Origin of the sequence: Achromobacter sp. PD1, assembly GCF_048541815.1 — a bacterium.
Taxonomy (GTDB): Bacteria; Pseudomonadota; Gammaproteobacteria; order Burkholderiales; family Burkholderiaceae_B; genus Achromobacter; species Achromobacter bronchisepticus_A.
The window spans coordinates 2,870,618-2,883,087 of sequence record NZ_CP183349.1; the positions used below are offsets into that span (position 1 = coordinate 2,870,618).

The 12,470-nt window shown below is 68.2% G+C and carries 15 protein-coding genes; 9 read left to right on the forward strand and 6 right to left on the reverse strand.

Annotation, left to right across the window (positions count from 1 at the left end; all coding sequences use genetic code 11):
• The first annotated feature begins 2 nt into the window (after positions 1 to 2).
• Genes ACM1PE_RS13485 through ACM1PE_RS13495 form a run of 3 tightly spaced genes read left to right on the forward strand, consistent with a single transcriptional unit; the run spans position 3 to position 3,351 of the window.
• Positions 3 to 992, forward strand: coding sequence for an ABC transporter ATP-binding protein (locus tag ACM1PE_RS13485; protein WP_419343560.1), 990 nt, complete (start codon positions 3 to 5; stop codon positions 990 to 992).
• Positions 989 to 1,960 carry an ABC transporter ATP-binding protein gene (locus tag ACM1PE_RS13490; RefSeq protein WP_419343561.1) on the forward strand — a complete coding sequence of 324 codons (972 nt, stop codon included), beginning with the start codon at positions 989 to 991 and terminating at the stop codon, positions 1,958 to 1,960. Before ACM1PE_RS13485 ends, ACM1PE_RS13490 begins: the two co-directional genes overlap by 4 nt.
• Positions 1,957 to 3,351, forward strand: a complete 1,395-nt coding sequence (locus tag ACM1PE_RS13495; protein WP_118933933.1) for a M20 family metallopeptidase — start codon at positions 1,957 to 1,959, stop codon at positions 3,349 to 3,351. The genes ACM1PE_RS13490 and ACM1PE_RS13495 overlap by 4 nt, the downstream gene beginning before the upstream one ends.
• Before the next feature lie 47 nt (positions 3,352 to 3,398).
• On the opposite strand, the gene ACM1PE_RS13500 is transcribed toward ACM1PE_RS13495, so the two are convergent.
• Complete coding sequence (locus tag ACM1PE_RS13500; RefSeq protein ID WP_419343562.1) at positions 3,399 to 4,295, reverse strand: LysR family transcriptional regulator; 897 nt, start codon at positions 4,293 to 4,295, stop codon at positions 3,399 to 3,401.
• Positions 4,296 to 4,407: 112 nt separating this feature from the next.
• On the opposite strand from ACM1PE_RS13500, the gene ACM1PE_RS13505 reads away from it, so the two are divergent.
• Complete coding sequence (locus ACM1PE_RS13505) at positions 4,408 to 4,803, forward strand: hypothetical protein (RefSeq protein WP_118933935.1); 396 nt, start codon at positions 4,408 to 4,410, stop codon at positions 4,801 to 4,803.
• Between the two features lie 70 nt (positions 4,804 to 4,873).
• On the opposite strand, the gene ACM1PE_RS13510 is transcribed toward ACM1PE_RS13505, so the two are convergent.
• Positions 4,874 to 5,419 (reverse strand): TetR/AcrR family transcriptional regulator, encoded by a 546-nt coding sequence (locus ACM1PE_RS13510; RefSeq protein WP_251879824.1) that lies wholly within the window; start codon positions 5,417 to 5,419, stop codon positions 4,874 to 4,876.
• A 152-nt stretch (positions 5,420 to 5,571) separates the two neighbouring features.
• On the opposite strand from ACM1PE_RS13510, the gene ACM1PE_RS13515 reads away from it, so the two are divergent.
• From ACM1PE_RS13515 to ACM1PE_RS13525, 3 genes are all read left to right on the forward strand, one after another.
• Positions 5,572 to 6,030: a hypothetical protein gene (locus ACM1PE_RS13515; RefSeq protein ID WP_059380112.1), complete on the forward strand. Its 459-nt coding sequence runs from the start codon at positions 5,572 to 5,574 to the stop codon at positions 6,028 to 6,030.
• Between the two features lie 119 nt (positions 6,031 to 6,149).
• Positions 6,150 to 6,725, forward strand: a complete 576-nt coding sequence (locus ACM1PE_RS13520; RefSeq protein ID WP_059380113.1) for a hypothetical protein — start codon at positions 6,150 to 6,152, stop codon at positions 6,723 to 6,725.
• Positions 6,726 to 6,854: 129 nt separating this feature from the next.
• Positions 6,855 to 7,832 (forward strand): tripartite tricarboxylate transporter substrate binding protein, encoded by a 978-nt coding sequence (locus ACM1PE_RS13525; protein ID WP_059380114.1) that lies wholly within the window; start codon positions 6,855 to 6,857, stop codon positions 7,830 to 7,832.
• 28 nt (positions 7,833 to 7,860) lie between these two features.
• Here the strand turns inward: ACM1PE_RS13525 and ACM1PE_RS13530 are convergent, their stop codons facing one another.
• The 3 genes from ACM1PE_RS13530 to ACM1PE_RS13540 all read right to left on the reverse strand — a co-directional run bounded on the left by ACM1PE_RS13530 (position 7,861) and on the right by ACM1PE_RS13540 (position 9,056).
• Positions 7,861 to 8,178: a hypothetical protein gene (locus ACM1PE_RS13530; RefSeq protein ID WP_059380115.1), complete on the reverse strand. Its 318-nt coding sequence runs from the start codon at positions 8,176 to 8,178 to the stop codon at positions 7,861 to 7,863.
• Positions 8,168 to 8,686 carry a DUF523 domain-containing protein gene (locus tag ACM1PE_RS13535; RefSeq protein WP_419343564.1) on the reverse strand — a complete coding sequence of 173 codons (519 nt, stop codon included), beginning with the start codon at positions 8,684 to 8,686 and terminating at the stop codon, positions 8,168 to 8,170. The genes ACM1PE_RS13530 and ACM1PE_RS13535 overlap by 11 nt, the downstream gene beginning before the upstream one ends.
• Before the next feature lie 103 nt (positions 8,687 to 8,789).
• Positions 8,790 to 9,056 (reverse strand): hypothetical protein, encoded by a 267-nt coding sequence (locus ACM1PE_RS13540; RefSeq protein WP_419343566.1) that lies wholly within the window; start codon positions 9,054 to 9,056, stop codon positions 8,790 to 8,792.
• Positions 9,057 to 9,153: 97 nt separating this feature from the next.
• Between ACM1PE_RS13540 and ACM1PE_RS13545 the strand changes: the two genes are divergently transcribed.
• Positions 9,154 to 9,948, forward strand: coding sequence for an AraC family transcriptional regulator (locus tag ACM1PE_RS13545; RefSeq protein ID WP_419343567.1), 795 nt, complete (start codon positions 9,154 to 9,156; stop codon positions 9,946 to 9,948).
• Positions 9,949 to 9,974: 26 nt separating this feature from the next.
• On the opposite strand, the gene ACM1PE_RS13550 is transcribed toward ACM1PE_RS13545, so the two are convergent.
• A complete protein-coding gene (locus ACM1PE_RS13550; protein WP_419343568.1) occupies positions 9,975 to 11,717 on the reverse strand; it encodes an NYN domain-containing protein in 1,743 nt (580 codons plus the stop codon).
• A 101-nt stretch (positions 11,718 to 11,818) separates the two neighbouring features.
• On the opposite strand from ACM1PE_RS13550, the gene ACM1PE_RS13555 reads away from it, so the two are divergent.
• Positions 11,819 to 12,388: a GNAT family N-acetyltransferase gene (locus ACM1PE_RS13555; RefSeq protein WP_419343569.1), complete on the forward strand. Its 570-nt coding sequence runs from the start codon at positions 11,819 to 11,821 to the stop codon at positions 12,386 to 12,388.
• Positions 12,389 to 12,470: the final 82 nt, after the last annotated feature.

Consider the following 12,470-nt stretch of genomic DNA (forward strand, 5'->3'; position numbering starts at 1 on the left):
GCATGAGCGACACCGACATCGTGCTGGATGTGCAGGGCCTGACCGTCGACATCGCCACGCCGCGCGGCCCGCTGCATGCGGTGCGCGACGTGTCCTTCCAGGTCCGGCGCGGCGAAACGCTGTGCCTGGTGGGGGAATCCGGCTGCGGCAAGTCCATGACCTCGCTGGCCATCATGGGGCTCTTGCCCAAGGCTGCCCGCCGCAGCACGCGCCGGCTGGCCGTGCTGGGCGAAGACCTCTCGGCCGCGCGCGGCGGCCGCATCAACGCCTTGCGCGGCAGCAAGATGGCGATGATCTTCCAGGAACCCATGACGGCGCTGAATCCCGCCTACGCCATCGGCGAGCAGCTGACCGAGCATTACATCCACCACTGCAAGGCCGGCGCGCGCCAGGCGCGCGACCGCGCGGTGGAACTGCTGGAGAAGGTCGGCATCGCCTCGGCGGCGCAGCGCCTGTCGCAGTATCCGCACCAGTTGTCGGGCGGCCTGCGCCAACGCGTGATGATCGCCATGGCGCTGATGTGCGGACCGGAACTGCTGATCGCCGACGAGCCCAGCACCGCGCTGGACGTCACCATCCAGGCGCAGATCCTGCGCCTGCTGGCCGACCTGCAGGCCGAGCTGGGCATCGCCATGGTGCTGATCACCCACGACCTGGGCGTAGTGGCGCGCATCGCGCGCCAGGTGGCGGTGATGTACGCGGGCCAGATCGTGGAAGAAGGACCGGTGGCGGAACTGTTCGCCTCGCCGCGTCATCCCTACACCCAGGGGCTCCTGGGCTGTATCCCCGTACCTGGACGCACGCCGCCCGGCGAGGCGCTGGGCACCATACCCGGCGTCGTGCCCGCGCTGGTGGGCGAGCTGCAAGGCTGCGCCTTCCGCGACCGCTGCCCGCACGCCCAGCCGCAATGCCGCCATGAGGTGCCCGTGCATGGCGCCGCCTCGGGCCAGCAATGGCGCTGCATCCTCGAATCCGAAGGAGTCCCGGCATGAGCCCCTTGCTGCAAGCCGAGGCCGTCAGCAGGCAATTCTCGATCCGGTCGGGCCTGTTCCGGCCGCGCAGCACGCTGCACGCCGTCAACGGCGTGGACCTGGCGGTGGAGCGCGGCGCGGTGCTGGGCATCGTGGGCGAATCCGGCTGCGGCAAATCCACGCTGGCGCGCATGCTGCTGGGGCTGACGCCGCCCACCGAGGGCGCGATCCGGCTCGACGGCCAGGACATCCGCAGCCTGGGCCGGCGCGCGCTCGCCCGCCGCGTCCAGCCTATCTTCCAGGATCCGTATTCTTCGCTCAATCCGCGCCGCTCCATCGCTTCCATCGTGTCGCTGCCGCTGGAAGTGCACGGCATCGCCAATCCGAGGCAACACAAGGCCATCGAAATGCTGGAGCGCGTGGGCCTGCCGCCGCGGCTGGCCCACAACACGCCGGGCCAGTTGTCCGGCGGGCAGCGCCAGCGCGTGGCGATTGCGCGGGCGCTGGTGATGCATCCCGAGATCGTCATCTGCGACGAGCCGACCTCGGCGCTGGACGTGTCGGTGCAGGCGCAGATCATGAACCTGCTGATGGACCTGCGGCGCGAGTTCAATCTGACCTATGTCTTCATCAGCCACAACCTGGCGGTGGTGGAGCACATCGCCACCCAGGTGGCGGTGATGTACCTGGGCCGGGTGGTGGAATCCGCCGCCACCGCGCAGCTGTTCCATGATCCGCGCCATCCCTACACGCAGGCGCTGCTGGCCTCGGTGCTGACGCCCGAACCCGGCCTGGGCATACCCGACATGGGCCTGGGCCTGTCGTTCCCGGACCCGCTGCGTCCGCCCCCGGGCTGCCCGTTCCATCCGCGCTGCCAGCAAGCCATGGCGCAATGCAAGACCGAGCGCCCGGCATTGGTCCGGCGCGAACAATCCGTGGTGGCCTGCCACCTCTATCCCCCTACCTCCAACGGAGCCCAGCCATCATGACCCGCGCACAAGCCATCGCCCAGGCGGAACAGTGTTTTGATTCCGGCGCCTTCCGCGCGCTCTTGGCTCGCCGCCTGGCCCAGCCCACCGAGAGCCAGAACCCCGCGCGCGCGCCCGAACTCGCCGCCTACCTGGAAGCCGAGATCCGGCCCGCCTTCGAGGCCCTGGGCTTCACCTGCCGCACGCTGACGCACCCCAAGGCGCTGGCGCCGTTCCTGTATGCCGAGCGCATCGAGGACCCCGCCCTGCCCACCGTATTAGGCTATGGCCATGGGGACGTCATCCGCGGCCTGGAAAAGGAATGGAAGGAAGGCCTGTCGCCCTGGGCGCTGACCGAGTCCGAGGGCCGCTGGTATGGCCGCGGCATCGCCGACAACAAGGGCCAGCACAGCATCAACATGGAGGCGCTGCGCCTGGTGCTGGAAACGCGCGGCAAGCTGGGCTTCAACGCCAAGTACCTGATCGAGATGGGTGAGGAAACCGGCTCCATGGGCCTGCGCGACCTGTGCGAGGAGCATCGCGCAATGCTGGCGGCGGACCTGCTCATCGCCTCCGACGGCCCGCGGCTGAGCGCCGAACGCCCAACCATCTTCCTCGGCGCGCGCGGCAGCCTGAACTTCGACCTGAGCATCGAGGCCCGCGCGGGCGGACATCATTCGGGCAACTGGGGCGGCCTGATCTCCAACCCGGGCATCCAGCTGGCCCATGCCATCTCCTCCCTGGTTTCGCCCTCCGGCCAGATCCGCATCCCGGAATGGGTGCCGCGTGAACTGCCCGACGCCGTGCGGCGCGCCCTGGCCGATTGCCAGGTGGACGGCGGCGCCGACGGCCCGGAGATCGAGCCCTGGTGGGGCGAGCCGGGCCTGTCGCCGGCCGAACGCGTGTTCGGCTGGTGCTCGTTCGAGGTGCTGGCGTACAAGACCGGCAATCCCGACACGCCCGTCAACGCCATTCCGCCGCGCGCCTGGGCGCGCTGCCAATTGCGCTTCGTGGTGGGCGTGGATCCGGACGACCTGGTCCCCGCCCTACGCCGCCACCTGGACCGCCAGGGCTTTCCCATGGTCCAGATCACGCTGACGCGCGAGAACATGTTCCGCGCCACCCGCATCGACCCCGACGACGCCTGGGTGCGCTGGGCGGTGGATTCGCTGGAGCGCACCTCCGGCGCCAAGACCGCCGTGCTGCCCAACCTGGGCGGTTCCCTGCCCAACGACATCTTCACCGACGTGTTGGGCCTGCGCACGATCTGGGTGCCGCACTCCTATCCAGGCTGTTCCCAGCACGCGCCGAATGAACACTTGCCGCCGGCTTTGCTGCGGCAGGCGTTGAGCCTGATGACGGGACTGTATTGGGACTTGGGCGCGGGCGGCACGCCGGCATTGGAGCGCTGAGACGCGAGGCCACGGCCCGTTCGCATTCAAAGGACCATGCGCCGGCCTTAAGCCTTGCCGGACGGCCCCAGCCGCTCCCGCAGGAAATCGATGAAGCGCCGAACCTTGGCGCTGACGTGGCGAGTGTCGGGATAGACCGCGTAGACCTCCAGGCGCGGCAGCGCATACGAAGGCAGCAGGCGTTGCAGCGAGCCGCGCGCCAAAGGCTCTTCCAGCAGCCATTCCGGCAACGCGGCCACGCCGCATCCGGCCTCGGCGAACGCCAGCAGCGCCGAGGCCGTGTCGGCCTGCGCCACCGGCGCCACGCGCAGCTCGTGCTCGCGGCCCTTGCTGTCCGTCAGCCGCCAGCGATCGCTGCGGCCAGGGCGGTTGGCCAGCCAGGGCAACGCCGCCAGCGCCTGCGGCGTGCGCGGCGCGCCGTGCTGCGCCAACAGGTCCGGACTGGCCACGATCCACAGCTTGAACTGGCCGATGCGCGTGGCGCGGTAGCTGGAATCCTCCAACATCCCCACCCGTATGGCCAGGTCCAGACGCTCGGCGATCAGGTCCGCATGCGCCGACCCGGCGCGGTAGCCCACCCGCAAGGCGGGATGCGCGCGCGCGAATGCCGCCAGCGCCGGCGCCACCACCCGGTTGCCGTAGTCCACCGACGCCGTCACCCGCAGGCTGCCCGACAAGGCCGCCTGGCCGGAACGCGCCTCGTCCACCGCCGCCTCGGCGTCGCGCAGCAGGCGCGCGCAGTGGCCGTAGAAGCCTTCGCCCGCTTCGGTCAACGCCAGCCGCCGGGTGCTGCGCGTCAGCAACGCCACGCCCAGTTCCTGTTCCAACTGCTTGACGTTGAAGCTGACCACCGCCTTGGTCGTGCCCAGCGCCTCGGCCGCCGCCGTAAAAGAACCGGCCTCGGCTACCGCCGCATACATTGCCAGACGATTCAGATTGATCATGGAAGGCCTGGATAGATTGTCAAAAAAACACGAACAGTATATCCATCGACAGGTCGTTTTTCGGGAACAACACGGCTCCTAGAATGGCGCACCCTTTCCATGGATCCTTCCCATGTCAGATCTTTCTTCCCATTGCCTGCGCCTGACTCTCGACGTCCATTCCCGTATCGAACAGTGGATAGGCTCGCCCGATGCTCCCGACGCGCAGTTGGCCAGCCTGCTCGAGGACTTTGCGCCCGGCTTCAGCATGATCGCGGCCGACGGCCAGCGCCTGCCCGCGGAGGCTTTGCCGGCCTTGTTCGGCAGGTTGCGAGGCGCCCGCCCCGGTCTGAAGATCGACATCGACGAGCTGGCCGTGCTGCACGCCGGCGCGGATTCGGTTTTGCTGAGCTACCGTGAACGCCACGCCTGGAGCGCGGGCGCGACCCAGCGGCGGGCGACGGCGCTGTTTGCCGTCCAGCCCGGCGGCCAGCCGCAATGGATGTATCTGCAAGAAACCTGGGCTTGAGAGCCGGACGGGCGCGCCCGCGATTCAGGCCCGGACCGCAACCAGAGTCCGGCCAAAAAAAAGCCTCCGGCTAGGAGGCTTGTCGGAGTGGCTTTCGTATCCCGTCCAGCAGCAGGCTGGTGATGACTTCCGCCAGGGCCTGCTGCCCGGCCGCATCCGGCTCCTGCCGCGTGAACCGTTCGATGATGCCCATCATGGATTGGGCGTACCAGTCGGCCGGAATGTCCTCGCGGAGCAGGCCCACCTGCTGCTCGGCCCTCACGTTGTCGGCGATCATCGCCGCCAGCTCGTTCTTGAGCGCCTCGGCCTCGGCGGCCTGGAAGAAACCGATGCGCGTCAGGTTCGGATCTTCCTGCAGAATGGCGAGCAGGCCGCTCACGCCCAGGCGGACGCGGCTGTCCAATCCGGCGTCTTGCAGGCCGTCCGGCATGCGCGCCTGGCCGATGGCCTGGCGCAGGCGCTGCGCGAACAGGCCCACGAGTTCGTCGTAGGCCGCCTGTTTGCCGGCGAAGTATTGATAGAAGACAGGCTGGGTCACGCCGGCCCGGGCGACGATGTCGCTGATCCGGGTATGCTGAAATCCGCGTTCCGCGAATTCCGCCGCCGCGACCTCCAGAAGTTGAGCCCGTGTACGTTCACCCTTGGTGAGACGCTTGTCTTGCGGTAAAGAAGAGGGTCGTGCCGTAATCATCGCGAGAAAATACTACCCTTCCGCGCTTTTAGCCACTGGTTTTACCCACGGTTCCCACAACGGATACAACCATTGCAATGTCCTTCCCAAAGTGCTTGCCAACTATTGCGATCCTGGCGCTCGCCAGCCTGCTTTCGGGTTGCGTGCCCTACCCCGTGTACAAGACCATGCAGCCCGATGCCCGCGCCACCGTGCTGGACGAAAACTCCCAGCCTCTGGCCGATGCGCGGGTGGTGTTGATCAGCAGCACCTTTCCCTATGGCCGAGAGCAGTTCCGCAATGAAACCCGCAGCGCGTCCGACGGCAGCGCCGCGTTCGAGGCCCTGAAGGAATGGCGCGCCGAATCGATGATGATCCACGGAGCGCAGGTGTACTTCTGGAACTGGTGCGTGGAGAAGACGGGCTACGAAACCTACATGACGCTGGACCGCGACGCGGCGTATTTCAACGACAAACCGCAGATCACGCTGCGCCCCGGCGAGTCGCGTTCCTGCAACAACTGGCCCGACCGCCAGGACCCGTCAGCCTCCCGCTGAAATCAGTTGAAATCTCCGTAGCGCTTGAGACACTTTATGGAAGCGGCCAGGCGGTAAAGTGGCAATATCGGTCCGAGTCCGGCGTTACGCTGGGCCCGAGGCGGATCAGGAGCAAGATCATGAAGCGGTTTTCTGGCCGGATGGCCATCGTCGCGGCGCTGGCATTGGCCGTGGCAAGCGCGCCTGCCATGGCTGGCGGACGTGGCGGCGGCTATTGGGGCGGCGGCCACGGCGGATATCACGGTGGCGGATACCACGGCGGATATCACAATTACCATGGCGGCGGCGGCAGTTCCGATGGCTGGTGGATAGGCGGCGCGTTCGCCCTGGCCACCATAGGCCTGCTGCTGGCGGCCGATTCCGGACCCTCGTACACCCAGGCCGGCGTCTATTCGTCGGGCGTGGGCTACACCAGCCCGCCGGTCTACGCGGCCCCCGTCTACAACGCGCCGGTGTACGAAGCGCAGCCCGTGTACAGCGCGCCCCAGCCCCAGTACGAGCCGGTGCAGTACGAATCCGTGCCGCCCGTCAACAGCGCGCAGGCCAGCGCCACCCTGGACTGCCAGCGCTGGGCCATGAACCAGAGCGGCTACGACCCGGCCACCATCACGCAATGGACCACCCAGGTCATGGTGGACTCCTACAACCGGGCGCTCGATTCCTGCATGACCAGCCGCGGCTACCGCGCGCACTGATACGGCATTCCGGGTATTCCCGCTTGTCCCGCCGCGCCGGCCTGCCCACACTGCATGCCGGCGCGCCTCATTGAAGGACCGTCGCCGCGTCCCGGCGGACAGGCCGCCGGGCATAGACAAGGGGAAAGCATGTTGGATTTCAAGCGGATCGCGGGGCTGTGCGCCATCGGCGCAGCCTGCGCGTTCTCTACCGCCGCGCACGCGCAGGCCGACGCCCGGGCCCAGGCCATGACCATCGTCGTGCCCTATGGCGCGGGCGGCATCGTCGACAACACCGCGCGCGCCTTCGCGCAGAAGCTGGCGGCGGAACTGGCCCGGCCCGTGGTGGTCGAGAACCGCGGCGGCGCGGGCGGCATGATAGGCATGAACACGGTGGCGCGGGCGCACGACGAGAACACCTTGGCCTTTACCGCCGTCAGCCCCGTCACGCTGTCGCCGCATGTGATGAAGACGCTGTACGACCCCTTGAAGGATCTGGCGCCGGTGGCGTCCGTGATGTATTCGCCGGTCTATCTGGTGGGCGGCCCGAAGTTCACGGGCAAGACCTTCCAGGACATGCTGGCCCAGGCCAAGGCCGATCCCGGCGGCCTGTCGCTGGCGACGGCCGGCGTGGGGTCGCTGGGGCATTTGATGCTGGAGCAGATCAATGGCCAGACGGGCGTACGCATCACGCACGTGCCGTACAAGGGCATGGCGCAGATGGTGCCCGACGCTCTCGGCGGCCAGTTCACGCTGATGCTGGTGAATGCCTCAGGTCCGGTCAATGCGCTGATCGACGAAGGCAAGCTCACGCTGCTGGCGGTGGGTTCGCCCGCCCGGCTGCCGGGACGGCCCGGCACGCCCACGCTGGCCGAACTGGGCTACCCCATGGCCAACATGACATCCACTTTCGGGTTTTTCGCGCCGGCCAGCACCAGTCCGGATTTCCGTCAGCGCATGAACGGCCTGATCAACCGCATCGCCGCCATGCCGGACATCAACAAGCCGCTGACGGACGCGCTGAACATCATGTCGCCCGGCACGGTGGAGCAGTTCACGGCCCAGGTGCAGAAGGAATATGCCGATAACGGCCAGATCGTGAAGCAGGCCAACATCCGCAGCGAATGAGCGCGAGGGACAGGAAGCGGCTGGCGGCTCAGCGGCGCCAGCCGCGCCAGGCGCACAGCAGGCCGATGGCCAGCATCACGCCGGCGGGCAGGATCCAGACGAATCCCGAATCCGTGTAGACCACCTGCTCGACCGGGTCGTAGTAGCGGCCCAGCTCGTTGAAATCCCACTTCAGGTATTGCGCGTACCAGGCGTAGAAAAAGAGCGCGGACAGGGCCAGGCTTATGCCGGCGGCCGCACGCAGCAGGCCTTTGCTGCGGCCGGTGCGCACGGCCGCCTTCCAGGCCAGGACCGCGCAGCCTGCCACGGCCAGCAGCACCAGCAGGTCGCCCACGTCAGCGCCCATCCCAACGCCCATCCGCCGCCTCCAGGCCGGCCAGACAGGCCTGGGCCTCATCCCATTGCTTTTCACTGAAGACGCGCAGGCCGGCCCGGGCCAGCAGCTCGGCCGTCACGCCCACGCCGGGCTGCTTGCGGCCGGCGAAATGGCCGTCGTACACGTAGCCGCTGCCGCAAGAAGGACTGCCCTCCTTCAGTACCGCGATGCCGATGCCATGCTTGCGCGCGGCTTCCAGCGCCGCTTGCGCGCCGTGCACGAAGGGGGCGGTGACGTCCTCGCCCGACACCGCCATCACCCGGGCGCGGCCAGCCAACACGGCGGCGGCGTCCGAGTCCGGCTCGATCTCGGCGGGCGGGCGCGGAACCGGCATGCCGCCCGCCATTTCCGGACAGACCGCCACCACCCGGCCCTCGTCCCGCCAGCGGGCCAGCACGGCGTTGTCATTGGACACGCCGCGTCCGTCGTAGCGCACGGGGTTGCCCAGCAGACAGGAACTGACCAGAACGTATTGCATGCGTAATCCGAGGCAATGAGCCGCTGCGCAGCGCGCGGCCCGTATCCAAAGCATGCATGATAGAGCACCGGACCTGGCTGCCGGTCGTCCGCATAGCCTGGGCTCAGCCTGCCGCCGCGCCCATTTCAAGCAACCACGCGCGCAGCGCAGGATCTCGCACTTGCAGCACCTCGAACAGTCCCAGCGCATTCAACGCCGGCAAGGCCTCCAGGATGTCCCTGCGCGCATCGGCCACGGCCTGGGCCGGCGCCTGCGGATCGAGGCAGACGCGGGCGTTGGCGAGAAAAGCCCCCACCGTTCCCTTGCGAACGGCCACGCCGTTGAACTGGCCCAGATCCCTGCCGTCGGGCAGGACGTCGCTTGCTTTCATGTTGTGCTCCTGTAGGTGTTCGAGACAGGAGTTACGATAGATGCGCCCGCGTGGCAAGTCTGCGCGGTTTGAGCCATTCAATACGGTGTTTCTGCCAATGGCACTGCCTGCTCCAAACGCTCCCCTGCTCGACCCCGGACGCACCCGCGCCGGCGGCGGCCCCAGGCTGATCGCCGTGCGCAGCCAGGACGGCGCGCTGCGCCATACCGCCATGCATCAGCACGCGCGGGGGCAGCTGTTGGGCGCCTATCAAGGCCTGCTGACGGTCTATGCGGGAGACCATCAATGGGTGGTGGCATCCCGACAGGCGGTCTGGATACCCCCCGACGTGCCGCACGGGCTGTACTCGCATGGTCCGTATGCCGGCTACAGCGCGTACTTGAGCCCGGCGGCGTGCGCGGGGCTGCCCGCCGCGCCCTGTGTGCTGCACGCCTCGGACTTGCTGCGGGCCGCCGTGGACCGCGCCGCATCCTGGAGCGACAGCGCGATCGACCCGGCGCGCAGCCGCCTGATCGAGGTGATCCGGGATGAGATCAGAACCCTGCCGCATGCCGGCCGGCCCCTGCTCCTGCCGCGCGACGCGCGGCTGCAGCGCTTGGCGCTTGCGCTATCGGACCAGCCTTCGGACCCCCGGACACAGGAAGAATGGGCCGCCGCCATCGGCATGGCGCCGCGCACGCTGGCGCGCCGTTACCTGGCGGAAACCGGTCTGACCCTGGGCGCCTGGCGGCAGCGCGCCCGCCTGATGCGGGCGCAGGAGATGCTGGCCGAAGGCGCGGCCGTGACCACTGTGGCCTTGGAGCTGGGCTATGACAACGTCAGCGCCTTCATTGCCATGTTCAAGCGCGAACTGGGCGCCACGCCGGGCCGTTACGGCGGCCCGGGCGGTTAAGCGCTGTCAGCCCTGAGGCCCGGGCTTCAGGATTCCTCGGCCGTCTTGCTGGCCCGGCGCGCGCGGGGAGCCGCCTTGCTGGCGGTCTTGGCGGCGCTCTTGCGGGCAGGCTTGGCGGGCGCTTCGGATGCCGCCGCCGCTGGCTCGGCCGCCGCCGCTGGCGCGGTCTTGGCAGAGGTCTTGGCAGCGGTCTTCTTGGCAGCGGGACCGCTGCGGGTCGTGGCCCGCTTCGCAGCGGGCTTGTCGGCTGCGGGTTCTGCCGCCGCAGGCGTATCCGCGACCGGCTTGCCGGCCTTGGCCTCGTCCCTTGCGGCAATCCTGGTCATGCCGCCCTCGAACGGGTCGGACATCTTGGCAGGCGTCTTGCTCGCGGGCTGGCTGCGGTTTTCCGCGGCAGGCTGGGCAAAGGTCCATTCAGCGATGTTCACCGCCGGCAGCGGCTGACGCGCCTGCGGCAAGGGCTTGGGCATGGGCGGCAGGCGCGAGGGTTGGACGGGTTTCGATTCCTGCGCCCGAGCCAGGGCGTCGGCCCGCATGGCATCCAGCTTGGCGGCGTCCGCTTGTTCGCCGGCCTGCCTGGCGGCATCGGCCTGCGCGGTCGCCGGCGCCGTGGCGGACGATTGCGCGGCTGGCGCGCTTGGAGCCGGCGCCTTGGCCGGCGCTTCGGCCGAGGGTTGGGCAGCAGACCCCATGGGCGAAACTTCGGAGGCTGCGGCAGCGCTCTCACCGCCGGCTTCCTGCTCGGCGACCTGGCCGGTTCCCCTGCCCTCGCCGCCCGACTTGCGCCCGCCGCGCGATTTGCGGCCGGAGCGGGAACGGGATTCTTCCTGAGCCGCTCCGACTGGCGCGTCGCCGGTCTCAGCCGCTGCCGGCAGACGAGTCGAGGCAGAACGGGCTCCGCCATCGACGGGGGCTCGGTTCACTGCCGGCGCGCCGCCCGCGCTGTCGCGGTACACATAGGTGCCCGCGTTTTCCTCGCGCCCGACTTCCAGCAGGCCGCGCGACTGCGCCTCGTCCAGCAGGTTGCCGAAGGCGCGAAAGCCGTAGTAGGACTCGTTGAAATCCGGGCGGCGGCGCTTGAGGGCGTCCTTCAGGGCGGACGCCCAGATCTTGCCGCTGTCGCCGCGTTCGGCCATGAGCGCCTCGAAGGTTTCCGCGACCATTTCCACGGCCTGGGTCTTGCGGGCCTCCAGCTCTTCCTTGCGGCGGCGTTCCTCGTCGGGCGTGCGGCGCTGCTGGCCCACGGCGGCGCCGCCACGGTTGTCGCGGCGCGCGTCCGCCGCGCGCTGGCCTTCGCGCGCCAGGTCGTCATAGAAGATGAATTCATCGCAGTTGGCGATGAGCAAGTCCGAGGTGGACTGCTTCACGCCCACGCCGATCACTTTCTTGTTGTTCTCGCGCAGCTTGGACACCAGGGGCGAAAAATCGGAATCGCCGCTGATGATCACGAAAGTATTGACGTGCGACTTGGTGTAGCAGAAGTCCAGCGCGTCGACCACCAACCGGATGTCGGCGGAATTCTTGCCCGACTGGCGCACGTGCGGGATCTCGATAAGTTCGAAATTGGCCTCGTGCATGGGGGCCTTGAATTCCTTGTACCGCTCCCAGTCGCAATAGGCCTTCTTGACCACGATGCTGCCCTTGAGCAGCAGCCGTTCCAGCACCGGCCGGATATCGAACTTCTGGTACTTGGTGTCGCGTACGCCCAGCGCCACGTTCTCGAAATCACAGAAAAGCGCCATGCTGACGTTTTCGTTGGGGGTATTCATGTTTTTGCTCCAATGCTGCGGCGGCGCCGGGCGAGACGCCGCCAGATGACGCTCATGATATACATATATGCCGCCGGTACGCGGCGCCCACCCCAGCAGCCATGCCTGAAGCTCCGTTGTTTCCCCCTCTTGCCACCGACCGCCTGGTCCTGCAGCCCTTGGAAATCGGCGACGCCGAGGCCATCCAGCGCCTGTTTCCGCAGTGGGAAGTGGTGCGCTACCTGGTCGACCAGGTGCCATGGCCCTACCCGCCCGACGGCGCTCGCAACTATCTGGAGCAAGTGGCGATCCCTGCGATGCGCCAGGGCAAGGAGTGGCATTGGTCCATCCGCACCCGTGAGAGCCCCGGCAACCTGATCGGCATCGTCAGCCTGATGGACGACGATTCCTGGAACAACCGCGGTTTTTGGCTGGACCCCGCCCATCACGGCCTGGGCTACATGACCGAGGCCAGCGAAGCCGCCACCGCCTACTGGTTCGAGGTGCTGGGCAAGCCGCTGCTGCGCGCGCCCAAGGCCTCCGTCAACGCGGCTTCGCGCCGCATCTCGGAGCGCGGCGGCATGCGCCTGGTCGCCACCGAAGAGCGCGGTTATGTCAGCGGACGGCTGCCCACGGAAATCTGGGAGATCACGCGCGAGGAATGGTTCGCCCGCAAGCCTCGCCAGGGCTGATGCCGGACCCGCGGCATGCCGGCGCCAGACGCCGGACGATCCCGCGTCTTATCCGCCCCCATTATTTCCGGGACGACGCGCG

Bases quoted from the DNA above. Each gene is read 5' to 3' on its own strand.
- ACM1PE_RS13555 (WP_419343569.1), top strand. From the start codon at position 11,819: ATGCCTGAAGCTCCGTTGTTTCCCCCTCTTGCCACCGACCGCCTGGTC.
- ACM1PE_RS13495 (WP_118933933.1), top strand. From the start codon at position 1,957: ATGACCCGCGCACAAGCCATCGCCCAGGCGGAACAGTGTTTTGATTCC.
- ACM1PE_RS13540 (WP_419343566.1), bottom strand. From the start codon at position 9,056: ATGAAAGCAAGCGACGTCCTGCCCGACGGCAGGGATCTGGGCCAGTTC.
- ACM1PE_RS13525 (WP_059380114.1), top strand. From the start codon at position 6,855: ATGTTGGATTTCAAGCGGATCGCGGGGCTGTGCGCCATCGGCGCAGCC.
- ACM1PE_RS13520 (WP_059380113.1), top strand. From the start codon at position 6,150: ATGAAGCGGTTTTCTGGCCGGATGGCCATCGTCGCGGCGCTGGCATTG.
- ACM1PE_RS13535 (WP_419343564.1), bottom strand. From the start codon at position 8,686: ATGCAATACGTTCTGGTCAGTTCCTGTCTGCTGGGCAACCCCGTGCGC.
- ACM1PE_RS13515 (WP_059380112.1), top strand. From the start codon at position 5,572: ATGTCCTTCCCAAAGTGCTTGCCAACTATTGCGATCCTGGCGCTCGCC.
- ACM1PE_RS13550 (WP_419343568.1), bottom strand. From the start codon at position 11,717: ATGAATACCCCCAACGAAAACGTCAGCATGGCGCTTTTCTGTGATTTC.
- ACM1PE_RS13505 (WP_118933935.1), top strand. From the start codon at position 4,408: ATGTCAGATCTTTCTTCCCATTGCCTGCGCCTGACTCTCGACGTCCAT.
- ACM1PE_RS13490 (WP_419343561.1), top strand. From the start codon at position 989: ATGAGCCCCTTGCTGCAAGCCGAGGCCGTCAGCAGGCAATTCTCGATC.
- ACM1PE_RS13500 (WP_419343562.1), bottom strand. From the start codon at position 4,295: ATGATCAATCTGAATCGTCTGGCAATGTATGCGGCGGTAGCCGAGGCC.
- ACM1PE_RS13485 (WP_419343560.1), top strand. From the start codon at position 3: ATGAGCGACACCGACATCGTGCTGGATGTGCAGGGCCTGACCGTCGAC.
- ACM1PE_RS13530 (WP_059380115.1), bottom strand. From the start codon at position 8,178: ATGGGCGCTGACGTGGGCGACCTGCTGGTGCTGCTGGCCGTGGCAGGC.
- ACM1PE_RS13545 (WP_419343567.1), top strand. From the start codon at position 9,154: ATGGCACTGCCTGCTCCAAACGCTCCCCTGCTCGACCCCGGACGCACC.